The following is a 25753-nucleotide window of genomic DNA, read 5'->3' on the forward strand; positions in this document are numbered from 1 at the left end:
ATTACCGGGCATATTATCGTGCGAGTTGTGCCGTGATGCGGCGGGTTTTGATGCCAAGGCAGGCGCAGCCACGCCCCAGACCCGAATTTAATTCGGGCTGCACCGTAGCGATGCAGGTGTGCAGGCCGGCCGGCAGCGTGCACCACTGCCGGCGCGGCCGCTCAATTATGCGCCGATGCCACGCGCGCGGTCAGCCGCCGTTACCGCCGTCACCCGGCCCACGGCGGGGGCATTGGACTGGACGGCGCGGGGCGTGTTGTTGCCCAGCGTGGGGTCGTTGATGTTGTAGGCGGCAATCGCCGCTGCCAGCGCCGGGTTGCCTTGCAGCGGATTGGCCTGCATGGCGGCGGCCTGCGCCGCTGCTGCCTGGGCGGCGCGCGCCTGCTGGGCGGCATCGGCCGCTGCCGCGTTGGCTGCCGCCGAGTTGGCGGCGGCGGTGTCGGCCGCAGCGCTTTGTTGCGCCGCTGCTGCCGCTGCGGCTGGCGAGTTGCCGCCCTGGGCCAGCACGGCGCGGGCCGCATCGGCGGCGGCTGCTGCCTCGGCGCTTTGCGCGGCCAGGGCGTCGGCCGAACTTTGCGCCGCCTGGGCCTGGGCCAGCGCGCTCGATGCGGCCGATGTGGCGGCGGCCAGGCTGGCTGCTGCCACTTGCGCCGCCTGCTCCGGGTTGGCCGCAGTGGCAGGATTGTTGGCGGCTGCCGTGGCAGCAGCGTTTTGCGCTGCCTGGGCCTGCGCCGCTGCCTGGGTGCTGGCGGCGGTGGCAGCATTCAGGCCGGCGGTGGTTTGCTGGCGGGCAGCCTGGGCCTGGGCGCTGGTCTGTGCCGCCTCGGCAGCGGCCTGGCTGGCGCTGGTCTGCTGGGCCGCCTCGGTATCCTGGTCGGCCTGCTGCGTTGCTTGCAGCTGGTTGGCCTGCTGCGCTTGTGCAGCTGCCGATGTCTCGGTGGCTTGCTCAGTTGCTTGCTGAGTTGCCTGCTCGGTGGCCTGACGTGCGGCCTCGGCGGCAGCCAGTTGCGCTTGCAGCAGGTTGGCCGATTGCACATCCTGCTGCACCTGGGCCGCATTGACGGTCTGGGTGTTCTGCTGCGCCTGCGCCAGCTGGGCGTCGGCGACTTGCTGCTGTGCTTGCAGCGCCTGTTGGGCCAGGGCTTGCTGCGCCTGCGCGCCCTGCTGTGATTGCACGGTGTTGTCGGACTGCAGGTCTTGCTGGGTACGAGCCGCTTGCTGCGCCTGCGCGGCCTGCTGCGCTTGCACGGTGTTGTCGGTTTGCGGGTCTTGCTGCGCCTGCGTGGTTTGGCGGGCGCTCAGATTGGCGGCCTCGGCCAGTGCTGCCTGTTGTAGCTGCGCGTAGTTGAGACCGTCCAGCGACTGCTGTGGCTGCGCCGCGTTGATGGCTTGCGCAGCCTGTTGCGCTTGCAGTGTCCGCTGCGCCTGGTCTGCCTGCTGCGCTTGTTGTGCTTGCAACGCATTGGCGGCCTGTGCTGCCTGTGTTGCCTGCTGTGCCTGCGTGGCGTTCTGGCCGAGGGCCAGGTTGTTGGCCTGGATCTCGCTGGCTTGCTGTGCCGCCAGCGCGGCCTGGTCCAGGCGGGTGGCCTGGGTGTTCAGGTTGGCTTGGTTGGCTTGCTGCAATTGTGCAGCGGCTTGCACGTCTTGCGCCGGCTGTTGCGCGGCCACCAGGTTCGCTTGCAGCGTTTGCGCATTCTGGGCGTTTTGCGCCGCGATGGCGTCGGTGGTCGAAGTAAACAGCGGGTTGACGATGGGCGAGGGCGGCACGAGGGACGTTGGCGTCAGTGGCTGCTCCAGCGCTGCGCGCTGCGCCGCCAGGCGGTCGGCGGCGGTGTCGGACAGCGGGTTTTGCGACAGCAGGTCGAGCTGGGCGCGGGCGAAATCGAGGCGGGCATTTTGCGCCAGGTCGGCCGGCGTGAGCGCGGCCTGGTCGCCGGGCAGCAGCTGGCTGAACGAGGTGGTGGCGGTGGCGCTCAGTTGCTCGGCGTATTCGGTGGCCAGGTTGCGGAAATTGGTCAGCGTGTCCTGCAAGGTGCTGGTGGTGTTTTGCTCGTTGGTATTGAAAGCGGCGCGCAGGATCTCATTGTCGAGCGACAGGCCGCCGGTGGGATCGGACAGCAGCGCCGGCTGCAGTGTGACGCCCAGCCGGGCCAGGCTCTCGGCACCCGTTTGCTGGCCCTGCACCTGCTGGTTCAGGTTGTTGACCAGGTTGTTGAGCAGGGTGGAGCCCAGCGGCTGCGACTGGTTGAAATCCACGCCCGGCAACAGGTTGAAAGCATCGACCACTTGCTGGGTGGCGTCGTTGAGCAGGTTGGCGCGCAAGGCGCCTTCCTGCGTGGCCTGGCTGCCCCCGCTGCCCCCTGCTTGCAGCTGGGCGATTTGCTGTTGCGAGCGTGACACCGCCAACAGAAAACCGGCCACCGGCGACAGGTCGATGGTGACGGACGCCAGCGGCGCATCGGTGGCGGTGCCGACGGCCTGGGTGGACGAGTTGACCGAATTGACCGCCGAGGTTTGCAGCGTGGGGTTTACCGTCGGGAAGTTGACCGGCGTGGTCAGTGCAGACGAGATCGGAAACATGGCGCGCTCCTGGAGACAAAACAATACGGGGAGAGTCTAGCATCCTCCTGCGCAGCCCGCCCGTCCGTGTGCCAGTACACATAAGGCCGCAAATTCGCCGATGGTTAGATTCCGCACGGTGGCGTGTCACAAATTAACATATCGTTCACTTCGCAGCTTCGCAAACTAACGAAAGGAACGATCATGGATAACAATATGCAGAACAAGGTTGAGAACAAAATCGACAGCGCCCGTGACGGTATCACCAAGATCAACCGTGACGTACGTGCCGATGCTCATGCAACCATCGACCGCGTGGCCGACAAGGTGCCGCCAACCGCTGACCGCCTGGCGCAAAGCGCCCACAACGGCGTCGATAAAGTGGCCGACACCGTCAACCGCGTCAACACCAAGTGGGACGGCACCGTTGAGCGCCTGTCCACCGGCACCAAGCAACTGAGCGAAAACGCCAAGGTCTGGGCAGAAACCGGCCGCACCCAGGTGCGTTCGCATCCAGCGCTGTCGGTGCTGATCGCCGCTGCCGCCGGCTATGGCATTTCCAAGCTGCTGAGCTCGCGCAAGTAAAACCAGGCTGCCTTGCCGGTTTGCTGCCGGTATGTCCGGCAGCCCGCGCGGGCGCCACACACCAAGGGACATACAATGAGCAATGCTAAAAAAACGCCGGCTTCCGTCATGGGAGCCGGTTCCGTTTTGAGTACCGTGTCAACACCATCATCCGCGCCGCCGCCAGGAAGTCTCGGTGGCGCGCCTCAGGAAGCAGCTTTGCTCGACAAGGTGGCTGGCGCCCAGGAAGTGGCTGCCGGCATGCCATTCAATCCCAACAAGGCCGGTGAACACGGGGACGCCTCGCGCACTCCGCAAGCGGGCGCCACCTGCCCGATGAAACACCTGTTCGGCGGCGCCAGCACCACTGGCGAAACCACTGCGTCTGACAAAGTCGGCGCCGGTATCCAACCGCAGGGCGTCAACCCTACCGTCGATCCGCTCGACCGGGTACGGGTAGACGCCACCGGCCAGCGCCTGACCTCCAACCAGGGCGTGCCGGTAGCCGACAACCAGAATTCGCTCAAGGTGGGCCTGCGCGGACCGACCGCGATGGAAGACTTCATCCTGCGCGAAAAGATCACGCACTTCGACCACGAGCGCATTCCGGAACGCGTGGTCCATGCGCGCGGTTCGGCCGCCCACGGCTACTTCGAAAGCTACGACAATTACTCGGACCTCACGCGCGCTGCGCCGTTTGCCGACAAGGGCAAACGCACGCCGGTGTTCGTGCGCTTCTCCACTGTCGCCGGCGAACGCGGTTCGGCCGACACCGTGCGCGATGTGCGCGGCTTTGCCGTCAAGTTCTATACCGACGAAGGCAACTGGGACCTGGTGGGTAACAACATGCCGGTGTTCTTCATCCAGGACGCCATGAAGTTCCCGGACCTGATCCACGCCGTCAAACCGGAGCCGCATAACGGCATTCCGCAGGCGGCCAGTGCGCACGACACCTTCTGGGATTTCGTCACGCTGATGCCGGAATCGACCCACATGCTGATGTGGCACCTGTCCGACCGCGCCATTCCGCGCAGCTACCGCACCATGCAGGGCTTCGGTGTGCACACGTTCCGCCTGGTGAACGCCGAGGGCAAATCGGTATTCTGCAAATTCCACTGGAATCCGGTCGGTGGCACGCACTCGCTGGTGTGGGACGAAGCGGCCAAGATTGCCGGTGCCGACGCCGACTTCCATCGCCGCGACCTGTGGGAAGCGATCGAAGCGGGCAACTACCCGGAATGGGAACTCGGTGTGCAGGTCTTCACCGAAGAACAGGCCGACCAGTTCCCGTTCGACGTGCTCGATGCGACCAAGATCGTCCCCGAAGAACTGGTACCGGTTCAACCGATCGGCAAGATGGTCCTGAACCGCAATCCGGACAACTTCTTTGCCGAGACCGAGCAGGTGGCCTTCTGCACCGCGCACGTGGTGCCGGGCATCGACTTCACCAATGACCCGCTGCTGCAAGGCCGCATCCACTCGTACGTCGACACCCAGATCAGCCGCTTGGGTGGCCCGAACTTCCACGAACTGCCGATCAATGCGCCGGTGGCGCCCGTGCACAACAACCAGCGCGACGGCATGCACCGCCAGGCCATCCACCGTGGCCGCGTGGCGTACGAGCCCAATTCGCTGGCGGGTGGCTGCCCGTTCCAGGCTGGCATGGCCGGCTTTACCACGGCGTTTTCCAGCATCGACCAGAAGCTGCAAAAGCCCGAGGATAAAGTGCGCGGCAAGCCGGAACTGTTCGCCGACCACTACTCGCAGGCGCGCCTGTTCTGGATCAGCCAGACGCCGTCCGAGCAAACCCACATCATCAACGCCTACCGCTTCGAATTGAGCCGGGTGACGGTGCCCGCCATTCGCGTGCGCCTGCTGTCGATGCTGGCCAACGTCGATGCCGCACTGGCAGAAGGCGTGGCCAAGGGCCTGGGCCTGGACGTGCCAGCGCCGATGCCGCTGGCGACCGACGCCAAGGCGCCGGAGTACGCACCATCGCCAGCGCTGTCGCTGCTGGCGCGTCCCGGTTCGGCCGGCGTGAAGGGCCGCAAGGTCGCGATCATCGCCTCGCACGGCGTCGATGCGGCCGGGGTGCAGGCCGTGTATGCAGACCTGCTCAAGGCGGGTGCGGTGCCACGCGTGGTCGGTCCTTACCTCGGTCAGCTGAAAGGTGTTGACGGCGCCATGCTCGACGTGGAAATCTCGTTCGAGGCCGGTCCGGCCGTGCTGTACGACGCAGTCGTCATTGCCGACGGCGAGGACAGCGCCAAGTCGCTGCAGATGGAAGCGATCGCGCTCGACTTCGTGCGCCAGCAGTACAACCACTGCAAGCCGATCCTGGCGATTGGCGCCGGCGCCAGTGTGCTGAAAAAGCTGGGCGTGCAGGACAAGCTGCCAAGCGGCCAGGGCGATCCGTCGCTGTGGCTCGTCGATGCCGGTGGCGTGACCGCTGCGCTGGCCGAGTTCAAGGGCGCGCTGGCTGCGCACCGCAACTTCCAGCGTGAAGCCGAAGGTTCGATGGTCTAAGCGCGTGTGACCCACGAGGCGCCGCCGCAGCGATGTGGCGGCGCCTTTTTTTGTACCTTGTTTTTGTGTAGCCCCTCACTTCCGGCCAGTCCCCAAATCGCGCGCGAGCGGCCATCATAGTAATATGCAAAATACTGGGCTGCTGCTGTTGAGCGGCAGTTCAACATATTCCGTCAAAAATACTAAAAGAACTGGCCCCGATGGACGTTTACGCCCCTCAAGTCTGGCAACCGCATGAGCGTCCCACCTTGCCCGGGTCGCCTTCCAGCCCGCACCATTCGTTCCCGCGCCGGGTGGCGTTTTTCGTCATCGGCTTCATCGTCGCCATCACCGGTGGCTTGGGCAACGCGCTGGTGATCGTCAACCTGCCATACCTGCAAGGCTCGCTGGGCGTGTTCTCGGCCGAAATCCAATGGCTGCCGGCCGCCTACGTGATGACCAACGTCTCGATGAACCTGCTGCTGGTGAAGTTCCGCCAGCAGTACGGCCTGCGGCTGTTTACCGAGTTGTTCCTGGTGCTGTACGCGCTGGCCACGGTTGCCCACCTGTTCGTGCACGGGCTGGCGTCGGCCATTTTTGTGCGCGCTGCCCACGGCATGAGCGGCGCGGCGCTGACCACTTTGGGCCTGTACTACGTGCTGCAGGCATTCCCCGCCCAGCATCGCCTGAAAGGCGTGGTGCTCGGTATCGGCTTCTCGCAACTGGCCACGCCCATGGCGCGGCTGTTTTCCACCAACCTGATGGAAATCGCCGAATGGCGCGGCCTGTACTTTTTCGAACTGGGCATGGCGCTGCTGTCGCTCGGCTGCGTGTTGTACCTCAAGCTGCCGCCGGGTGACCGTTACAAGGTGTTCGAGAAAATGGACTTCGTCACCTTCAGCCTGTTCGCGCCGGGCGTGGCGCTGCTGTCGGCCGTGCTGGCGCTGGGGCGCACCGTGTGGTGGTTCGAGTCGCGCTGGCTGGGCCTGTGCCTGGCGGGCGCCATCGTGCTCATTTCGGCCGCGCTGCTCATCGAGCATAACCGCAAGCGGCCCTTGATCAATACGCGCTGGCTCACTACCGGCAACATGACGCGCCTGGCGCTGTCGGTACTGCTGATCCGCATCGTGCAGTCGGAGGCCAATGGCACGGTGGGCTTTTTGCAGACCTTGGGTCTGAACAACGACCAGATGCAGATGCTGTGGATCGTGGTGATGGCCGGCGCGGTGTCGGGCATGCTGGTGAGCGCATGGACCATCACGCCGGCGCGCATCCCGTTCCAGCTGATGTTCTCGCTGGTGGTGATGGCGATCGGCGCGTACATGGATTCGCGCGCCACCAACCTCACGCGGCCGGCCGAGATGTACGTGAGCCAGTTTTTGCTGGGCTTTGGCGGGGCGTTCTTCATCGGCCCCACCTTCGTCTCCGGCTTCGGGGCGGTGGTGGCCGCGCCCAACAACCTGGTGAGTTTTGCGGTTATGTTCTCGATCACGCAAACCCTGGGCAGCCTGCTGGGCAGCGCCATCGTGGGCACGTTCCAGGTGGTGCGCGAAAAATACCATTCCAGTTTGCTGACCGAGCACCTGACCCTGTTGAATCCGCTGGTGGCCGCGCGCATCCAGAACGGCGGCGCGACGCTTGGCGGCGTGCTGGGAGACCCGGCGCTGCGCAGTGCGCAGGGCGTGGCTTCGCTGGCCGCCGCCGCCACGCGCGAGGCCAATATCCTCGCCTACAACGACGTGTTCCTGATGGTGACCGTGGTCGCGCTGCTCACGCTGGCGTGGATGCTGGGGCGCTACCTGTGGAGCATTTGCGTGATATGCCCGCCCAACCTGTTCCAGGGCGCCCAGACCGGCATTGCCGCTGTTTCTCTGACCAATTCCGAATCTCGATGAACTAAACACCATGGCCGACAATACTCCCGACAATCCAACGCCTTCCGACAAACACGTGGCAGAAGTCGCGGCTGCTGCCGCCACGGCCGCCGTGGCCAGCACCAGGGCCGAACCGGTGCCGGACCGGCGCATCCAGATCTTTTCCACCATCGCCTTTGCCCTGATCGCCCTGGTTGGCGTGCTGGTGGTGCTGTACGCGTGGCGCCTGCCGCCGTTTACCACGCCGATCGTCTCGACCGAGAATGCGCTCGTGCGCGGCCAGGTCACCTTGATCGGCACCCAGATTGCCGGCTATGTCACGGAAGTGAACGTGCAGGATTTCCAGTTCGTCAAGAAGGACGACCTGCTGGCGAAGATCGACGACCGCATCTACCAGCAGCGCTACGACCAGGCGCAGGCGCAACTGGCCGCGCAAAAGGCCGCGCTGGCCAACTGGGAGCAGTCGCACCGCACCGCCGAAGCGGGCGTGGTACTGAACCAGGCGGTGCTGGCCAACGCCCAGGCCCAGGCCATGAAGTCGCTGGCCGACGTCAGGCGGGTGGACTCGCTGGCCGAAGACGGCTCGCTGTCGCTGCGCGAGCAGGACGCCTCGCGCGCGGCGCAGGCGCAAACTGCCGCTGCCGTGGCGCAGGCGCGCGCCAATCTCGACATCGCCAAACAGCAGGTGCGCTCGGTCACCGTCAACAAGCAGTCGCTGGAAGCTGCCGTGGACAACGCCGCCGCCGCACTCAAGGCAGCCAAGGTGGACCTGGAGAATACCCGCATCGTCGCGCCGGAAGACGGCCAGCTGGGCCAGGTCACGGTGCGCAAGGGCGCCTACGTGAACACCGGCGCCCAGCTGATGGGACTTGTGCCGCGCCAGCTGTGGGTGATCGCCAACCTCAAGGAAACCCAGATGAACCACGTGCGCGTGGGCCAGAGCGTGACCTTCAAGGTCGATGCGCTCGACGGCGCGCAGTTGACCGGGCAGGTGGAACGGATCTCGCCGGCGACCGGCTCCGAATTCTCGGTGCTGCCGGCCGATAACGCCACCGGCAACTACGTCAAGATCGCCCAGCGCATCCCGGTGCGCATCCGCATCGATGCCGGCCAGGCCCGCGCCCAGCGGCTGGCGCCCGGCATGTCGGTGATCGTCAGCATCGACACCTCGGCGGTGCTCAACGATGCCGACGAGGGAGGGCAGCCATGAGGCGCAGTGTTTTGCGGCCGCCGGCGCTCGCCTCTGTCCTGACGGTAGCACTGGTGCTGGCCGGCTGCGCGGCCACCGTCACACCGCCACCGGCATCGACCCTGCAGACGCCGGCGGCCTGGCGCACGCCTGCTGCGGGGCCGGGCCAGCATGCTGGCCCGGTGGAACAGCAGTGGTGGCAGGCGTTCGGCGATCCGGTCCTGAGCACGCTGGTAACCCAAGCGCTGGAACACAACGGCGACGTGCGCGTGGCACGCGCCCGCGTGGCGCAGTACCGCGCGCTGGTGGGCGTGGCTGGCGCCGGGCAGAAGCCGGTGGTGTCGGTCGATACCGCGCCTACCCGCGCGCGCCAGTTGTCGAGCGCCGGCGTGCCGTACGTGACCAATATCTACCAGGCCGAATTCCAGGCCAGCTACGAGGTGGACCTGTGGGGCCGGCTGGCCGCCGCCACCGACGCTGCTACCGCAACTTACCAGGCGGAGCAGGCCAATGCCGACGCGGTGGCCCTGTCGATTGCCGCCACCGTGGCGACCGGATACCTGAACCTGCGCGGGCTCGACGCCCAGCTGGCGCTGACCGAAGCGACGCTCAAACTGCGCGAACAATCGCGCGACCTGGCCAAGCGCCAGTTCGACGTCGGCTACAGCTCGCGCCTGGAATGGTTGCAGGCGCAGGCCGAGTACCAGACCACGGCCGAGACCATCCCGCAACTGAAACGCCAGATCTTCGAGCAGGAAAACGCGTTATCGATTCTCGCTGGCGGCAACCCGGGACCGGTCGCGCGCGGCGAGGAACTGACGGCCTTGCAGTCACCGGCCGTGCCGGAAGGCTTGCCGTCGGAGCTGCTGCGCCGGCGCCCGGACATCGCCCGTGCCGAATACAACCTGGTGGCGATCAACGCCAACTTGCAGGCCACGCGCGACCAGCTGCTGCCGTCGTTCAAGCTCACTGCCGTCGGTGGCATACAAAGCCTGAAGATGCATGATTTTCTGAACGCGCCCACGCGGCTGTGGCATCTGACCGGCGCGCTGGCCGCGCCCATCTTCGATGGCGGCAGGGTACAGAGCCAGACCGACTCGGTGGCGGCGCAGCGCGATCAGGTGATCGTGGCGTACGAAAGCGCGGTGCGCAATGCGTTTGCCGAAACCGACAACGGCCTGGGTGCGATCGCCCGGTTGAAAGAGCAGGCGGTGCAAAACGACGCACGCCGGGCGACAGCAGCGGAAACCCTGCGTATCGCCCACAACCGCTACCGCAACGGTTACGCGTCATACCTGGAAGAACTCGATGCGCAGCGCACGCTGTACAGCGCCGACGTGGGAAGCCTGCAACTGCGCACGCGCATCCTCACCGCCTCGGTGGACCTGTACCGCGCCATGGGCGGCGGCTGGAGTGCTGGTCGCTAACCCCACTTCGCACTTCGGGGTCAGTGCCGACATTCGGACAGGAACTCATCCGTAAGTAGTTGAGCTCGTGTCCAAATGTCGGCACTGACCCTGAACTTACGGTAGCGCTTTAACTGCGTCGGGTTCGGGCTCGGGGGGCGATTTTCGCATCATATTCCGCAACCAGTGCTCGAAATCGTCCACGTACGTAAACACCGCCGGCACCACCAGCAAGCTCAGTAACGTCGAGGTGATCAAGCCGCCGATCACGGTGATCGCCATCGGCGAGCGGAAGCTCGGGTCGGCGCCCCAGCCCAGCGCCAGCGGCATCATGCCGGCGCCCATGGCGATGGTCGTCATCAGGATCGGGCGGCTGCGCTTGTGGCAGGCGTCCACCAGCGCGTCAAAGCGGTTCATGCCGGCCTGGCGCGCCAGGATGGCGTAATCGACCAGCAGGATCGAGTTCTTGGTGACGATCCCCATCAGCATGATCAGGCCGATCATCGACGGCATCGACAAAGCGCGGCCCGTGATCAAGAGCGCGACAAACGCGCCGCCGATCGACAGCGGCAAGGCTGCCAGAATCGTCAATGGCTGCATGAAGTCCTTGAACAGCAGCACCAGCACGCAGTAGATGCACAGCACCCCGATCAGCATGGCGATGCCGAAGCTGTTGAACAGCGCCGCCATCTCCTGGGCGTCGCCCAGTTCCGCGATCTTGACCGACTTGGGCAGGTTCTGCATGGTAGGCAGGGCGCGCGCCTCGGCGTTGACCTCCCCGAGGGTGCGCCTGCCCAGTTCCACTTCGAACGTCACGTTGCGGCTGCGATTCAAACGGTTGATCTGCGCCGGGCCGCTTTCCATGGTGATGGTGGCCACCGTGGCCAGCAGCACCGGGCCGTTCTTGCCCGGCACCGTCAGGCGGCCGATGGCGTCGAGGTCGGCGCGCACGGCGTCGGGCAGCTTGACGCGGATCGGCACCTGGCGCTCGGGCAGGTTCATCTTGGTCAGATCGGTGTCATAGTCGCCGGCCGTGGCCACGCGCACGGTCTGTCCGATCGATGACGCGGTGACGCCCAGGTCGGCCGCCTTGGCGAAGTCCGGCGTGACGATGATTTCGGGGCGCACCAGCGACGCGGTGGAGCGTACATTGCCCACGCCTTGCAGCGTGCGCATTTCGCGCTCGACCTTTTGCGCGGTCTCGCGCAAGGCGACCGGGTCGTCGCTGCGCAGCACCAGCTGCATCTTGACGCCGCTGTCGGGCGGGCCCACCTTGAAGCGGGCGCCAGGCACGTTGTTCAACTGTTCGCGGATATGCGACTCCAGGTCGGCCATCGATTCCTTGCGGTCGGTGCGGTGCACGGTGGTGAGGGTGAGTACCGCGCTACGCGCCTCGGCCGCCGCGCCGGGAGCAAAGGCGTCGCCGCTGGAGCCCCCGCCGATCGAGCTGAATACTGCCTTGATGCCGGGGACCTTCATTGCCGCGACGCGTGCGCGCTCGGCCACCACGAGCGTCTCCGCCAGCGTGGAGCCGGGCGGCAGTTCCAGGTTGATCTGGGTTTGCGAGCGGTCGGCCGCCGGCACGAAGCCGGTCGGCAGCAGCCCCACCAGCGCGATGGAACCGGCAAAGAACACCAGCGAGGCAATCGCCGTAATGCCGCGATTGGTGAGACACCAGCGCATGGTGTTCATGTACCGCGTCATGAGCCAGCCGTCCTGTTCCTCCTTGTGGACGGCGGGTTTCAACAGGTATGCCGCCATCATCGGCGTCAACAACCGCGCCACCACCAGCGAGGCCAGCACCGCGATCACGGCGGTCCAGCCGAACTGCTTGAAGAACAGGCCCGGCACGCCGCTCATGAACGCGGTGGGCAGGAATACCGCCACCAGCGCGAACGTGGTGGCGATCACCGCCATGCCGATTTCGTCGGCCGCTTCCAGCGCCGCTTCCATCGGCGTTTTACCCATGCGCAGGTGGCGCTCGATGTTTTCGATTTCGACGATGGCGTCATCGACCAGCACGCCCACGACCAGCGCCAGCGAGAGCAGGGTGACGATGTTGAGCGTGTAGCCGAACAGCCAGATGCCGAGGAACGCCGGCATCACCGACAGCGGCAGCGCGGCGGCGGCCACCAGCGTGGCGCGCCAGTCGCGCAGGAACCACCACACCACCAGTACCGCCAGCAGCGCGCCTTCGTACAGCAGGTGCATCGAGCCGTCGAAGTCATCTTCGACCGGGATCGCATTATCGATCACCTGTTGCAGCACCACCTTCGGGTTGTCGAGGTTGAGCTGTTTGATCGCCTCGCGCGCGCCGCGCGCCACGGCCACTTCGCTGGCGCCCTTGGTGCGGAAGATTTCAAAACCCACCACCTCGCGCCCGTCCTGCATGGCGATCGCGCGCGGTTCGGCGACGGTGTCGGTAATGGTGGCCACCTGGTCGAGGCGCACGCGGCGCCCGTCGGTCAGCGGCAGTTCGATGGCGGCCAGTTCGGCCGCGCTCTTGACGGTGGCAATGGTGCGTACCGACTGCTCGGCGCCACTGACATCGCCGCGCCCACCCGGCGCCTCGCGCTGCACCAGCCGCAGCTGGCGCGAGACGTCGAGCGCCGAAACCCGCAATGCCGCCATGCGCGCATCGTCGAGTTCCACCCGGATCTCGCGGTACACGCCGCCCACGCGCTTGACCGCACCGAGGCCCGGCACCGCCAGCAGGCGCTTGGCCACGGTGTTGTCGACGAACCAGCTCAGCTCCTGTTTGTCCATCTTCTCGCCGGGGACATTGGCTGCCGTCGCGGTGAAGGTCTGCACCACCCGCCCGGCGGTGGCAGCCTTGGTCACCGACGGATCGCGCAGCTCGGCCGGCATGTCGGCTTTCACCCGCGCGACCGCATCGCGCACGTCGTTGACGGCGTCCGAGAGCGGCTTTTCCAGGATGAATTCGACGGTGGTGGTCGAGACGCCGTCGAGCACCGTGGAATAGATGTTTTTCACGCCCTGCAGCGTGGCCACCGAATCCTCGATCTTGCGCGTGACTTCGGTTTCCAGCTGCGCCGGCGCCGTGCCTTCGAGCGTGGCGGTGACGGTGACGATGGGCAGCTCGATGTCCGGGAAGTCCTGCACCGGGTTGGCTTTATAGGCCATCAGGCCCGCCAGCGAGAGCAGCACGAACAGCATGATCGCCGGGATCGGGTTCTTGATCGATAACGCGGAAAAATTCATGGTGTTCCCTTACTTGGCCGCAGCCGCAGCGGCAGCGGCGGGCTGCTCGGCCACCACGTGCACCAGGTCGCCATCATTGAGGAAGCCGGCGCCGCGCAGCACCACCGGCGTGTCGGCCTGCAGGCCGCCCACCACTTCGATGCGGTCGCCCGCGCGCCGGCCCGGCTGCACCTTGACTTGCGCCACGTGGTTGTCTGGCGTGAGGCGGAACACGAAGCTGAAGCCGTCGCGCACCACGATCGACTGCTGCGGCACGGTCAATGCCTGCGACGCACCGAGTTCGAATTTGCCGCTGGCGAACATGCCGGCCTTGAACGGCGCCTCTTTCGAGCCGGCGTTCTGCGGCAGGTCCACGTACACCAGCGCCGAGCGGGTTTGCTGGTCCACGGTCGGCGCGATCATGCGCACCTTGCCGGTGGTCTCGCTGCCGTTGGCCGCTTTCACCAGCGCGGTGGCGCCGGGCACGATGCTGCGCAGGTCCTGCGCTACCACCTCGGCGCGCCATTCCAGGCGGCCCTGGCGGATCATGCGGAACAGCTCCGTGCCGGGCGCCGATACCGCGCCCACGGTGGCCGTGCGCGCTGAGATCACGCCGCTGTCGGGCGCCACCACTTTGGTGTACTTCAGGCGCAGCTGCTGGGTGGCCAGCGCTGCCTGGGCCGAGGCAATGCGCGCATTGGCGGTCTGCTCGGCGGTGTTGTACTGGCTGATCTGCTGGGCGCTCAGCGCTCCCGAGTCCTTGAGCGTACGCGCGCGCGCGGCGTTGGCTACCGCGTCGGCGGCGGTGGCTTGCGCTTCGAGCAGGGCGGCCCTGGCTTGCGCCACGTCGGCGTTGACGGTATCGGCCGAGAACACCGCCAGCACGTCGCCGGCCTTGACGGTGTCGCCGACGTTGACGCGCACTTCGGTCAGGCGCAAGCCGTTCGATTCGCTGCTCACGCTGGCCTCCTGCCAGGCCGCCACGTTACCGTTGGCGGTGAGCGTGAGCGGCAGGCTGGCGGTGGAGGGCTTGACCACGGTGACGGTCAGCGCCGGCTTGGGGGCGGCGGTCTTCTTGTCGTCGACCGCTTTGTGGGACGTGGCGTACCAGGCGATGCCGCCGATGACCAATACCGCCAACAGGGCCAGGGCGACAGGCTTCAGATTCGATTTCAGAGTTTTCATAAGTCCGGGATCAGGTATCAGGTATCAGGTATCAGTTATTCGTCGCGGGAGCGGTCCAGCCGCCACCGGCAGCGCGGTACAGCGCCACCCAGGCTGCGTTACGTTCGCGCGCCAGCGTGACTTGGTTCTGCTCTGCGGCCAGCCGGGTGCGGCGCGCGTCTTCCAGCTCGAACAGGCTGGCCATGCCGTTCTGGTAGCGCTGCTCGACGGCGTTGAAATTGGCGCGGTAGCCTTGCGTGGCGGTGCTGGCGTCGGTCGCGCGCTGTGCGGTGCTGTCGAGGTTGACCATCGCCTGCTCGACGTCGCTTACGGCCTGGCGCACGGTGGCGCGGTAGCTGACCACGGCGGCGTCGTAGCGGGCGCTGGCCGCATCTTCGTTGGCGCGGCGGCGGCCGGCATCGAAGATCGGCACCGAGACCGAGACCGGGCCGATATTCCAGGTGTCGGTCTTGGTGTTGACGCCGCCGCTGTGGAAATTGGCGATGCCGACCGCGCCGGAAATGGTCAGGCGCGGATACCGTTGCGCCCTGGCGCTGCCCACTTCCGCGCTGGCGGCAGCCACTTCGCGTTCGGCGGTGAACACGTCCGGCCGCTGGGCCAGCGTTTGCGCCGGCAGTTCGGTCACGCTGAACGCTGGCATGACGGCCGGTGCACCGGCCCCCGGATTTGCATTGCCGGCCAGCCGTCGCCGCAGTTCCGGCTCCGCCATCGCAGTCAACGCCACCAGCGCCTTGACGTTGACGTCGCAGCTGGCGCGCTGGGCCAGGTAACGGCTGTTGCCGTCGGCGGCGCTGGCGCGCGCCAGCGCCAGGTTGGCGGGCGACTCGAAGCCGGCGCCAGCCGACAGTTCGGTCAGGCGCGCGGTGTCGGCGCGCGAGGCGGCGTCCTGCCGGGCCACCTCCATCAACTGCTCGCAGGCGCGCAGGGCGAAATACTGGTTGGCGGTTTCCGCCGCCACCGACACGCGGGCGTCGTGCCAGCCGGCCTGCGCGCTCTGGTAGCGCGCCTGCGCGGCGTCGCGCGCGGCGCGGTTGGCGCCGAACAGGTCCACTTCCCACGACGCCTGCAGCGCTACCTGCGAGGTGGTGCCCATCGGCGTCAGCGACTGCTGGTTGGCGCGGCTGACGCTGCCGGTGCCGTCCAGGTTGGGCACCAGCGCGGCGCCGGCCGCCACCTGGTCGGCGCGCGACTGGGCAATGCGCGAGGCGGCCGACGACACGGTGGGGCTCACCGTCTGCGCCGCGTCGATCAGGTCGGCCAGCAGTGTGTCGGTCTGCTCGCGCCACCAGGTGGCGAGGTTGGCGCGGCTGCCGTTGTGGGGCAGGGGCGCCTGCCACTGCGCGGGCGCTTGCGCAGCGACCTGCGGCGCCGGCGCCTTGACCGCACACGCACCCAAGCCCGCAGCCATGGCGCACGCCACGGCAACCCGTAAAGTCCTGTTCATGCTGTCCTTTGTTGAAGTTTGATTTGTTCGACCTGCACCAGCGCCTCGGCATAATCGACCAGCTGTTCGGCCCATGCGGCAAAGGCGGCGGGCGACGCCACCAGCTGCGGCGAGACGGCCGCAATCACGTCGCGCCCGATCATCAGCGTGACCGCCAGGCTCGGAATCGCGTGGGCCAGGCGCTGCAGGTCATCGGTGACGTCTCGCGTGCCCAGGTGGCGGCACAGCACCCGCAGCAGCGCTGCGTGTTCGGGCTTGATGTTGTCCTCGATCTCGCGCTGCCACAGGCCGGTGGGTTCGAGCATTTCGCGGTAAAACAGGCGCAGCAGAATCTCGGCGTCCTCGTGCTGCAACAGGGGCGCCAGCATTTGCCGGTAATAGCCCTGCAGCGACTCGCGCAGCGAGAAGTGCGGCTGCTCGAACGCGGCGACGTTGCCGCCGGGCGTGGCGCACATGAAGCCGAAACAGGCCTGGTACAGCCCGGACTTGTCGCCGAAGTAGTAGCTGATGGCAGCGACATTGGCGCCGGCCGCGTTGGCGATCTCGCGGGTGGAGGTCTTGGAATAGCCCTGCTGGCCGAACAGGCGCATGGCCGCGTGCAGCAGCCGCTCGCGCGACTGCTCGCCGTCCGAGCGCGGCTTGCGGGCGTCGTCAGGGGAGGGGGTGGTGGCTTTGGCGTTCATGCTGCGATTACAGCACATAATTCAAACGATTGATATAACTAAATCAGGCGTTTAGTTTAATCCGGGGATCTGTGCTGCACGGCACAATCAAATCCGTGATTATTTCAGCGTCGCCGTACGGGCAAAAAAAATGCCCGCGACCGGTTAAGGTGGCGGGCTTAATTCCAATGTTCAGCGAACGGTTGGAGGAGACAGTTCCAATATATCCTCTTTTATGTTGCGCTGCAATACCGTAGAACTACGATGTTCAACTATTTTCAGCTGCGGCGCGGCAGCGCCAGCGTAAACGTGCTGCCCTGGCCGAAATCGCTCTTGAAGAACAGCGAGCCGCCGATCAGGTTGGCGAGGTTCTGGCACAGGTACAGCCCCAGACCGGCGCCTTCGGCATGACGGGTGGACGTGGAGTCGAGCTGCGAGAACGCCTGGAACAGCTTGTTCTGGTCTTCTTCGCGGATGCCGGCGCCGCTGTCGGCCACCGAGAATTCGACCATCTGCTGGCCTTCGCCGGCGCGTTGCGCCAGCGAGACACGCACCGAGCCGGTCTCGGTGAACTTGATGGCGTTATTGCCAAGGTTGAGCAGGATTTGCGTCAGTGCGCGCTGGTCGGTTTCGAGCACGATCGCTTCGTCGGCCAGGTCGATCTCCAGCGATAAGCCTTTTTGCAGCGCCAGCGGGCGCAGCGTATCGACCACGTCGCGCACCAGGTTCTGGCACTGCACCTTCTGCACTTCGAGCGTGACCTTGCCGGCCTCGATCTTGGCGACGTCGAGGATGTCGTTGATCAGGGAGAGCAGGTGGCGCGCGCTGGTGCGGATGGTGTTGAGCTGCTTGTCCTGTTCCCCGGTCAGCGGGCCGGGGAGCTTCATCAGCAGCGCGCCGGTAAAGCCGATGATGGCGTTGAGCGGCGTGCGCAGCTCGTGCGACATATTGGCGATGAAGGCCGACTTCATGCGGCTCGCCTCGGCCAGTTCGAGGTTTTTCAGGGCGATTTCGCGGTTGATGGTTTCCAGCTCGCCGGCGTGGTTGGCCAGGCGCATATTGAGCTCGATCACCTGCCGTTCACGCGCCTGCAGTTCGCCATTGACCTGCACCGCCTGCTCGTAGGTGGAGATCAGCAGGTCGAGGATTTGCTGGCGCTCGGCGTTGATGAAATGCTTTTGCTCGCCCAAGTACAGGGCAATGCCGATTTCCATGTTCTGGTTGCGGCGCAGCTTCTGGTTCATCAGCATGTGGCCGATGCGGTTGAGCAGGTAGTCTTCCGCGTACGGCTTGCGAATGAAATTATCTGCGCCGCATTCGATGCCGCGAATGATGTCCTTGGGGTCCATCAGCGACGTCACCAGGATGACCGGGATGTCGCGCAGTTCGGGGTCGGACTTGATGGCGCGGCACAGCGTGTAGCCGTCCATTTCGGGCATGACGATGTCGGACAGGACCAGGTGCGGCTTGCTGTCGCGGATGGCTTCGAGCGCCAGGCGGCCGTTGCCGGCCACGCGGGCGCGGTAGCGCATCGACTGGATCAGCCGGCGCAAACGCTCGGCCTGGGTAGGACTATCTTCGACGATCAGTATTTCGATTTCATCGGGCTGTATCTCATAGCTGGCGTCCACTGACCACCCTCCTGAATGCTGGAATTTTGTGTGATGACTATAGCGGATTTAATCCGCTACAGGGGTTTTTCCTCGCCCTGGAACGCGCCGGCGCGCCAGGTGAGCACCAGCGTGTCGCGGTGCCCGTAGACGTGCAGCGGCTGGATCGGCGTCGATTCGTGGATCACGGTGGCGTCGTCGAGCAGCAGCAAGGTCCAGGGTTCGGTCATGGTGAAGCGTTTGCCGTTGGGGCCATCTGCCTCGAATACCCGGGTTTCGCCGCCCTTGACCTGGTCGCGCGCCACCAGGATCACGGCGACGAAATCGACGCCGTCGCGGTGCGCGCCTTCCGGGGTAGGGCGGCCGATGCCGTCGGCGGTGTCGATGCGGAACTGGTGCGCTTCCACGTACCACGGCGCGCTGACGTCCCGGGCGGCGCTGCACAGCTGGCCGATGGCGGTAATCAGGGCCGGCCATGCCGGCTGCGCCACGGTGGCCGGCATCACTGGCTCGAACAAGCGGTGCATGCCGCCGTGCAGGGCGTTGTATTCGAGCGGCTGCCAGTGCGCGCGGTGCGCGGTTTGCGTGAGGCGCGCGCCTTGCTGCACGAAGCAGGAGTGGCGCCGGCGCCGGTATCGGCCACCATCCTTGAGATACTGGTCGGGAGACAGTTCGTTCCAGCTCGGGGCCAGGGCGTCGAGACTATCGCGGGGTACACCTGCCAGCGCGGCCACGTCCTGCGGCGACAGCAGCGCGTAGCCCTGGGTACGCAGTGCTTCGGCCGCCTGCGCGCGCGGCGTGTAGATCGGGTTGAATGGCTTCATGACGATAGTGGTATGGCGGTAGGTATCAGTATGTTTAGCCGGCGTCCATCAGGCTGGCGCGCAGGGAGTCGAGTTGCTGTTTCATGTCCACCACCTGCCCGATCGTGCAGCGCGTGGCTTGCAGGATGGACGGCGGCAGCTTGGCCGCCTGCTCGCGCAGGGCGTCGCCGCGCGCGGTGAGCTTGATGATCACTTGCCGTTCGTCGACGGCGGCGCGGGTGCGGGTAAGCAGCTCGGCTGCCTCCATGCGCTTGAGCAGCGGCGTGAGCGTGGCCGAATCGAGGAATAGCCGCTCGCCCACTTCGGAGACGGTCTGCTCGTCCTTTTCCCACAACACCATCATGACCAGGTATTGCGAGTAGGTGAGGCCCAGGCCGCGCAACAGCTTGCGATAGATTTTGCTCATCGCCAGCGACGTCGAATACAGCGCAAAGCACAGCTGCTGGTCCAGTTGCGGCGCCTGGGCGACTGCGGCCGCATCCGCAGTGGCGTCGATGTTAGCGGGGGAAGTTTTGGTGTTCATGGTCCCATTATGGGTAGCGCGCTATACAATTGCAAGCGATGACCTGCAAATTGTCTGCCTTGACAGGGTATGATGTGGTCATATGTTGCCAATAGCTAATTTTCAGGGAGTGCGGTAGATGAATGCCAAAAGAGCCATCGTGCTGATCGTCGACGAGGCTTCGGAGAATCTGATCCAGATGAACAGCCTGCTCCAGGACCGCTACGAGGTCCGCCTGGCCAACAGCGGCCGTGCCGCGCTGATGGTGATGGAGCACGTGCCCCGGCCCGACCTGGTGGTGCTCGACGCCGCGCTGCCCGATATCGACGGCTACCGCGTGTGCCAGCAGCTCAAGTCCAGTCCCGACACGGCCGATATCCCGCTGATATTCCTGCAGGCCGAGCCCGACGAGGCGCGCGCCCTCGCTGCGGGGGCGGTGGACGTGATTGCCCGGCCCTTCGCGCACGAAGTGCTGCGCGCACGCGTGGGCACCCATTTGCAGCTGCGTCACGCGCGTGAACTGCTCAAGCAGCAGCGCAACCTGCTCGAACACGTGGTGGAAGAAGTCACCGCGGAACTGAGCCAGATGCTCGACGCCATGATCTGGGCGCTGGCTTCGCTGGCCGAGACGCGCGAATACGAAACCGCCAACCACTTGCGCCGCGTGCAGCACTACGTCGTGGCCCTGGCGCGCCGGCTGCAGGGCAACCCGCGCTTTGCCGAAGAGCTCAGCGACGCCAACATCAAGTCGCTGTACAAGGCTGCGCCGCTGCACGATATCGGCAAGGTGTCGATTCCCGACGCCATCCTGCTCAAGCCGGGCGCACTGACGCCGGCCGAGTTTTCGGTGATGAAGATGCATACCGTGTACGGCCGCGATGCCATCGTCAACGTGGAAAACCACCTGGGCTACACCAATACCTTCCTGCGCTACGCGCGCGAGATCACCTACTCGCACCAGGAAAAATACGACGGCACCGGCTACCCGGAAGGCCTCAAGGGCGACGCCATTCCGCTGGCGGCGCGCCTGATGGCGGTGGCCGACGTGTACGACGCGCTCATTTCCAAGCGCGTGTACAAGCCTGCCTTCACCCACGAAACCGCGATGGAAATGGTGCGCCAGGCCAGCGGCGAGCATTTCGATCCGGACGTGGTCGATGCCATGCTGGTGGCTGAAGAAGAGTTCCGCGACATCGCCGAGCGTTACGCCGACAATGTGCAGGACCTCGAGCACGGCATCGGCCCGCTGTTGTCGCTGCACGTGTAGGCCATGTCACCGATGCGCACGCGCGGTCTCGCTGCCCTGGCCGTCGGCCTGACCCTGACCGGAACGCTCTGCTACCTGGTGCACGCCGACCAGCGCGCGCAGATGGAGACGCGCTTCCAGCGCGACACCGACAAGGTCGCGCGCGATACCGAGGCGCGCCTGCAAACCTGTTTCGATGTCCTGCTGGGATTCAAGGGCATCTATGCGCTCGACGACCGCATCGACCGCGCGCGCTTTCACCGTTTCAGCGCGGAGCTCAAGCTCGAACGCCGCTATCCCGGCTTCCAGGCGGTGCAGTTCGTGCGCGCCGTGCCCGAGGACCGGCTCGACGCCTTTGCCGCCGCCGTGCGCGCCGACACCAGCGTGGATGCGGGCGGCTATCCGAATTTCCGCGTGCATCCGGTTACCCACGCACCGGTCCATTACGTGATCGAATACACGGCGCCGGACAAGGGTAACGAGAACGCTTTCGGCCTGGACCTGGCCGCGCTGCCGCCGCACCTGCGCGCGGCGATGCTGGCGCGCGACAGCGGCGAGATCGTCTCCACCGAACCGATCACGCTGGTGCAGGATGTGACGGGCGAGCCGGGTTTTATCGCCCGCGCGCCGGTGTACCGCAATGGCGCGCCGGTCGGCAGCGAAGCGCAGCGGCGTGACGCGCTGGTCGGTTTCGTCGCCCTCGTATTCCGGGTCAATGCGCTAATGCGCGAAGTGATCGATGGCGCACTGCTCGAGCACCTGCACGTGCGCATCGAGGACGGCGGCTACGTCAACGGCGCGATGACGCCGCGCGCCGCGGGCGGCAACTCGGGCAGTCTTCTGTACGACAGCGCCGGTAAGCTGGCGCCGCAGCGTGCAGACAATGTGGGACTGGTGGCGGAAAAAGTGCTGGAAGTGGGCCAGCGGCGCTGGCTGCTGCGCTTCGAGGGCAAGCCCGGTGCGCGCTACGGCGGCGCGTCGGCAGCGGTGCTGGCGGTGGCGCTGGCCGGCGCCATCATCAGCGTGCTGGCGGCCGGGATCCTGATGCTGCGCCCAGCAAAGCCGGGCGCGGTTCAGCCATAACGCTGGCGCAGCACGCCCAGCATCGCCACGTTCAATTGCCACGCATTCGATACTGCCGCCCCCGTGTACGGCAAGGTCTGGGTGTACGGTACCGGGCCGAATTCCGGCGTGATGGTCAAACGCTCGGCGCCGGCCGCGCGGCGCAGCCGCACCACTTCGTCCCACCATGCCAGGTGTGCAGCCAGTGCCGCCTGCGACTCCGGCGCGCGGAAGTCGGCCACCTGCGGGCCCTGCTCGTGGCCCACGCGGGCGTGGATGTGGCGCACGCGCGGCAGCGTTTCGGCCAGCAGCTGCGGTTGGTCGCCCAGCAGCGACTCGCACGCGCAGCACCAGTGCGACAGGTCGGCTGTCAGCTGCAGGTCGGGCAGCTGGCGCAGGTAGGGCAGGGCCAGCGCCGGGTGCGCGCTCCAGCGGCTGCGGTGGGTCTCGTGATAAATCGGCACGCCGTGCTCGCGCGCGATGGCCGCCGCCATGTCCAGCAGTTCGCGGTTTTGCTCGAACGTGAAGTAGTCCTTGCCGGTCTGCGAATTGACGAGCAGCGGACGCGCCGCGCAGGCGTTGTGCAGCAGCTCGGCCAGCGCCGCGCGGTGGGCGGTGAACTCTGGCGCCAGCGCGGTTTCCCACTGGCCCACGATCAGCGCCAGGCCGGCATCGGCAATGCGCCCGGTCCAGTCGTCGCGCGCGGCCGCGTCCAGCGGCAAGGACAGTTCGATGCCGTCGAAGCCGGCCGCTTTGACCCGTTCGATGAAGACGTCGGCCGGCAGTTCGTTGTTGCCCCAGTGGGCGGCAAAAATCTCGACTTTCATTAAACGAAGCCCCGCACCGGCAGGCGTTCGTCGCGCTGGATCCAGTTTTGCGGCGAGTAGGCGGTCGCGCCATCGGTCACGTGCAGCGTGTAGGCGTGGCGCGAGACGGCCGAGCGGTTCGGTGCGCTGTAGTGCGGCAGCAGGCCGTGGAATACCACCAGGCTGCCGGCCTTGCAAGGCAGCGGCACCGCGGTGCTGTTATCGGGCCAGGGCAGGTCGCTCAGCTTTTCCATGCGGACCTGGTCGCCATTGCGCAAAAAGCGCTCGCGCATCGGGCCGCGATGGCCGCCCGGTTCGGCCCACATGCAGCCGTTGTCGAGGGTGGCGTCTTCCAGCGCGAACCAGAACGTGGTCACGCTCACCGGGTCGGTGTCGAAATAGGTGGCGTCCTGGTGCCAGCGCACTTCGCCGCCGATGCCGGGCTGCTTGAAGATGTACATCGATTGCCACACTTTCGGGTCCATCAGGCCGATGTCGCGGGCCACCGCGTTCAGGCGCTCGTCGGCGGTAAACGCGCGGAAGGTGGGATCGAGATCGTGCATGGCGTGGCCGATCTTGTTGATCGACAGCGACTTGTCCTGTTTGAGCTGGCCGTCGGCGCCAAACGCTTCTTCCTCGAAGAAGCAGCGCACGGTGTTGTCGGAGCCGAGGAAGTAGTCGTCGGTGGTCTTTTCCTGCTCGATGGTGCTGAAGATGCCCGACTGCGCGCCCGGATCGAACTGGTTGACAATCTGCGCCGCGCGCTCGCGCAGCACGGCGATCTCGGCGGCGCTTTTAAAGTCCGGCACCACCAGGTAACCATCGCGTTGGTATTGCTGTTTTTGCGCGTCTGTCAACATGTTGCGGCTCCAGGCTGAATAAATAAAGGCCGATTGTAAGCGCGGCCGCGTGCCACAACAATCCACAAAGCATTGACACATTGTCGTCAAACTGGCGACAATCGTTGATGGACCAATTACGCGCAATGGAGATTTTTGTCGAGGTGGCGCGCCAGCGCAGCTTCAGCGAGGCCGGCCGGCGGCTGGGGCTCACGCGTGCCATGGTCAGCAAGCACGTGCTGCAACTGGAAGAGCGCCTGCAGGCGCGCCTGCTGCACCGCTCCACCCGCGAAGTGAGCTTGACCGATGCCGGCCAGGCCTACCTGGCACCTTGCGCGGCCGCCGTGGCGCAGGCGCACGAGGCCGCGCGCGCGGTGGTCAGCGCCGCCGCCGGTGCCGAACTGGCCGGGCCGCTGCGCATCCAGGCGCCGTCGAGCTTTGGCAGCGAATGGCTGGCCGGTTCGGTCGCCCGTTTCAACCTGCTGCACCCGCAGCTGGCGCCGTCGCTGCACGTCGACGATGCGCTGCTCGACCCGATCGAGCACGGTTTCGATCTGACCATACGGGTGGGCGGCATCCCGGACGTGCACGCGCTGGCCATGCGGCCGCTGGCGCCGTGCCGCGCGGTGCTGTGCGCCAGCCCGGCCTACCTGGCGCGCCACGGCACGCCGCGCACGCCGCACGACCTGCACGATCACCGCTGCCTGCACTTCAGCCACCTGACCGCCGGCACGGCGTGGCATTTTTCAAAAGGGGCGCAGCGCGAGACGGTGCGGGTGCAGGCGGCGTTCACCGCCAACAACGGCCTGGTGCTGCACCAGGCGGCGCAGCAGGGGCTGGGCATCGTGTACCACACCACCTTCCTGGCCTGGCGCGCGCTGCGCGAGGGCACGCTGGTGCCGGTGCTCACCGACTGGGAACTGCCGCTCAACCACCTGTCGGCGCTGTACCCGGCCAGCCGCCAGCCGTCGCCCAAGGTGCGCGCCCTGATCGATCACCTGGTGGCCGAGTACCAGCCGGTGCCGCCGTGGGAACGCGTGTTGCACGAACAGGAAGAAGTGTAAAAGTCAGGGCTGCCAGGCGCCGTCCGCGTACACCTGCTGGCCGTCCAGGTACACGCCGTCGGTCACCGCGAACACGTCGACGTGGTAGCGCGCATCCTTGCGCTTGAATTGCGGCTTGGTGTACACGCCATGCTTGGCGCCCAGCGACAGGTGGATGCCGCACATGCGCTCGTAGGTGCCGATATCGTCCACCATGCGCGTGCGCGAGAAGGCGCGGTTCATGCCGAAGCCCAGTTCGCGCAACCACACGTCGCCTTCGTGGGCGCGGATGATGGCCAGCATGTTGTCGAATTCCGGCGTGCTGTTCTCGGCGCTCACCACGCGGCCTTTCTCGACGACGATCGTGACCGGCACCGTCGGCTGGTTGACGTGGAACGAGGTGTCGCCGAACACGAAGATGCGCGCGCGGCCGTTGACCGCTTCCAGGTCGCGCGCCTCGGTAAACACTTCACCGAGCGGGAACTGGCCGCCGATATTGTTCATGCCGGTGTAGTCGCCGATATTGAGTTTGGCCGCTTCGAACTTTGAGCCGAACACCAGTTGCGCGCCGTCGCCGCTGTCCACCATGCCATGGCTGGCGCCATCGATGCGCGCCTTCAGTGCGTGGCCCACGCCGCGATAATAGGCGGGGTCGTAGGCCAGCGATTCGATGTAATGCAGCCCCTGCACGCCAGGCATGCGCGCCAGGTGCACATGTTCGATCACTTTCAGGCCGCGCTTGAACAGCTCGATGCGGATGCGGAAGGCCTCGAGCCGGAAGCTGGTCGATTGCACCAGCACCACCAGGTCGCCGGCGGCCAGCTGCGCAAAGGCGGCCAGCACGTCGTCGGGGGACACCGCGTCGAAGTCGATGAAACGCGCATCGGGCACCACGCGGCGGTAGGCTTCGGTCAGCGCCAGGTTGAGCTCGGTGCGGGTGTCGTGGACGATCAGCGCCGCGTGCGGCGGCGCGTGGCCGATGGCGATCGCCAGGGTGTCGCGCAGGTGGCGCTCGGCGGCATCGACGGCGGCAGCGGCCAAAGGAGTGTTCAAAGCGGGGGAGGGCATCGTGACGGGGCTGAAATGGTCGCTGGAGCCGGCATTATAGGACACCGTCAGGCCATGACCGAGCCAAGACTGGGCCAATACAGGGTCAATACAGGGCCAATACGGGGGCACCCCCGCCGCGCAGATTCGCGTGCGCGCCACGCTGCAGGACGTTCTATCGGCTT

General features: G+C 66.1%; 19 protein-coding genes. 8 read left to right on the forward strand and 11 right to left on the reverse strand.

The genetic code is table 11. The features are described from left to right. Window positions 1-165: 165 nt before the first annotated feature. Complete coding sequence (locus J2X54_RS23650; protein WP_310184274.1) at window positions 166-2580, reverse strand: hypothetical protein; 2415 nt, start codon at window positions 2578-2580, stop codon at window positions 166-168. 183 nt (window positions 2581-2763) lie between these two features. Here J2X54_RS23650 and J2X54_RS23655 point away from each other — a divergent pair, with 183 nt between their 5' ends. The 5 genes from J2X54_RS23655 to J2X54_RS23675 all read left to right on the forward strand — a co-directional run bounded on the left by J2X54_RS23655 (window position 2764) and on the right by J2X54_RS23675 (window position 10118). Then, a complete protein-coding gene (locus J2X54_RS23655; RefSeq protein WP_084640513.1) occupies window positions 2764-3144 on the forward strand; it encodes a hypothetical protein in 381 nt (126 codons plus the stop codon). Between the two features lie 75 nt (window positions 3145-3219). Further along, window positions 3220-5649 carry a catalase gene (locus J2X54_RS23660; protein WP_310184275.1) on the forward strand — a complete coding sequence of 810 codons (2430 nt, stop codon included), beginning with the start codon at window positions 3220-3222 and terminating at the stop codon, window positions 5647-5649. A gap of 200 nt (window positions 5650-5849) precedes the next feature. Then, window positions 5850-7523 carry an MFS transporter gene (locus tag J2X54_RS23665; RefSeq protein WP_310184276.1) on the forward strand — a complete coding sequence of 558 codons (1674 nt, stop codon included), beginning with the start codon at window positions 5850-5852 and terminating at the stop codon, window positions 7521-7523. A 10-nt stretch (window positions 7524-7533) separates the two neighbouring features. Beyond that, the gene (locus tag J2X54_RS23670) at window positions 7534-8712 is read left to right on the forward strand and encodes an HlyD family secretion protein (protein ID WP_070246126.1); all 1179 of its coding nucleotides are present in this window, start codon (window positions 7534-7536) and stop codon (window positions 8710-8712) included. Continuing rightward, window positions 8709-10118 (forward strand): efflux transporter outer membrane subunit, encoded by a 1410-nt coding sequence (locus J2X54_RS23675; protein ID WP_310184277.1) that lies wholly within the window; start codon window positions 8709-8711, stop codon window positions 10116-10118. Before J2X54_RS23670 ends, J2X54_RS23675 begins: the two co-directional genes overlap by 4 nt. A 96-nt stretch (window positions 10119-10214) precedes the next feature. Here J2X54_RS23675 and J2X54_RS23680 read toward each other — a convergent pair whose 3' ends face one another. From J2X54_RS23680 to J2X54_RS23710, 7 genes are all read right to left on the reverse strand, one after another. Continuing rightward, window positions 10215-13319 carry an efflux RND transporter permease subunit gene (locus tag J2X54_RS23680; protein WP_310184278.1) on the reverse strand — a complete coding sequence of 1035 codons (3105 nt, stop codon included), beginning with the start codon at window positions 13317-13319 and terminating at the stop codon, window positions 10215-10217. A gap of 9 nt (window positions 13320-13328) precedes the next feature. Next, window positions 13329-14483 (reverse strand): efflux RND transporter periplasmic adaptor subunit, encoded by a 1155-nt coding sequence (locus J2X54_RS23685; RefSeq protein ID WP_310184279.1) that lies wholly within the window; start codon window positions 14481-14483, stop codon window positions 13329-13331. 31 nt (window positions 14484-14514) lie between these two features. After that, complete coding sequence (locus tag J2X54_RS23690; protein ID WP_310184280.1) at window positions 14515-15927, reverse strand: efflux transporter outer membrane subunit; 1413 nt, start codon at window positions 15925-15927, stop codon at window positions 14515-14517. After that, complete coding sequence (locus J2X54_RS23695; RefSeq protein ID WP_310184281.1) at window positions 15924-16610, reverse strand: CerR family C-terminal domain-containing protein; 687 nt, start codon at window positions 16608-16610, stop codon at window positions 15924-15926. Before J2X54_RS23695 ends, J2X54_RS23690 begins: the two co-directional genes overlap by 4 nt. A 257-nt stretch (window positions 16611-16867) precedes the next feature. Continuing rightward, window positions 16868-18220 carry a response regulator gene (locus tag J2X54_RS23700; protein ID WP_310184282.1) on the reverse strand — a complete coding sequence of 451 codons (1353 nt, stop codon included), beginning with the start codon at window positions 18218-18220 and terminating at the stop codon, window positions 16868-16870. 56 nt (window positions 18221-18276) lie between these two features. Further along, a complete protein-coding gene (locus tag J2X54_RS23705; protein ID WP_070249576.1) occupies window positions 18277-19023 on the reverse strand; it encodes a 2OG-Fe dioxygenase family protein in 747 nt (248 codons plus the stop codon). Between the two features lie 34 nt (window positions 19024-19057). Beyond that, window positions 19058-19546, reverse strand: a complete 489-nt coding sequence (locus J2X54_RS23710) for a MarR family winged helix-turn-helix transcriptional regulator (protein WP_229255405.1) — start codon at window positions 19544-19546, stop codon at window positions 19058-19060. Window positions 19547-19664: 118 nt separating this feature from the next. Between J2X54_RS23710 and J2X54_RS23715 the strand changes: the two genes are divergently transcribed. Together J2X54_RS23715 and J2X54_RS23720 are read left to right on the forward strand one after the other, a co-directional pair. Continuing rightward, the gene (locus J2X54_RS23715) at window positions 19665-20792 is read left to right on the forward strand and encodes an HD domain-containing phosphohydrolase (protein WP_310184283.1); all 1128 of its coding nucleotides are present in this window, start codon (window positions 19665-19667) and stop codon (window positions 20790-20792) included. Between the two features lie 3 nt (window positions 20793-20795). Continuing rightward, window positions 20796-21854 carry a CHASE domain-containing protein gene (locus tag J2X54_RS23720; protein ID WP_310184284.1) on the forward strand — a complete coding sequence of 353 codons (1059 nt, stop codon included), beginning with the start codon at window positions 20796-20798 and terminating at the stop codon, window positions 21852-21854. On the opposite strand, the gene J2X54_RS23725 is transcribed toward J2X54_RS23720, so the two are convergent. Both J2X54_RS23725 and J2X54_RS23730 read right to left on the reverse strand, forming a co-directional pair. Beyond that, window positions 21845-22660, reverse strand: a complete 816-nt coding sequence (locus J2X54_RS23725; RefSeq protein WP_310184285.1) for a TIM barrel protein — start codon at window positions 22658-22660, stop codon at window positions 21845-21847. The two genes, J2X54_RS23720 and J2X54_RS23725, sit on opposite strands and share 10 nt — an antisense overlap. After that, window positions 22660-23499 (reverse strand): phytanoyl-CoA dioxygenase family protein, encoded by an 840-nt coding sequence (locus tag J2X54_RS23730; RefSeq protein WP_310184286.1) that lies wholly within the window; start codon window positions 23497-23499, stop codon window positions 22660-22662. Before J2X54_RS23730 ends, J2X54_RS23725 begins: the two co-directional genes overlap by 1 nt. A 107-nt stretch (window positions 23500-23606) precedes the next feature. On the opposite strand from J2X54_RS23730, the gene J2X54_RS23735 reads away from it, so the two are divergent. After that, the gene (locus tag J2X54_RS23735) at window positions 23607-24542 is read left to right on the forward strand and encodes a LysR family transcriptional regulator (RefSeq protein ID WP_310184287.1); all 936 of its coding nucleotides are present in this window, start codon (window positions 23607-23609) and stop codon (window positions 24540-24542) included. 3 nt (window positions 24543-24545) lie between these two features. Here J2X54_RS23735 and J2X54_RS23740 read toward each other — a convergent pair whose 3' ends face one another. Continuing rightward, on the reverse strand, window positions 24546-25589 hold the full coding sequence (locus tag J2X54_RS23740; RefSeq protein ID WP_310184309.1) for a hypothetical protein: 1044 nt from the start codon (window positions 25587-25589) through the stop codon (window positions 24546-24548). Between the last annotated feature and the right edge of the window lie 164 nt (window positions 25590-25753).

It is taken from the genome of Duganella sp. 3397 (assembly GCF_031456625.1).
Taxonomy (GTDB): Bacteria; Pseudomonadota; Gammaproteobacteria; order Burkholderiales; family Burkholderiaceae_D; genus Rugamonas; species Rugamonas phyllosphaerae.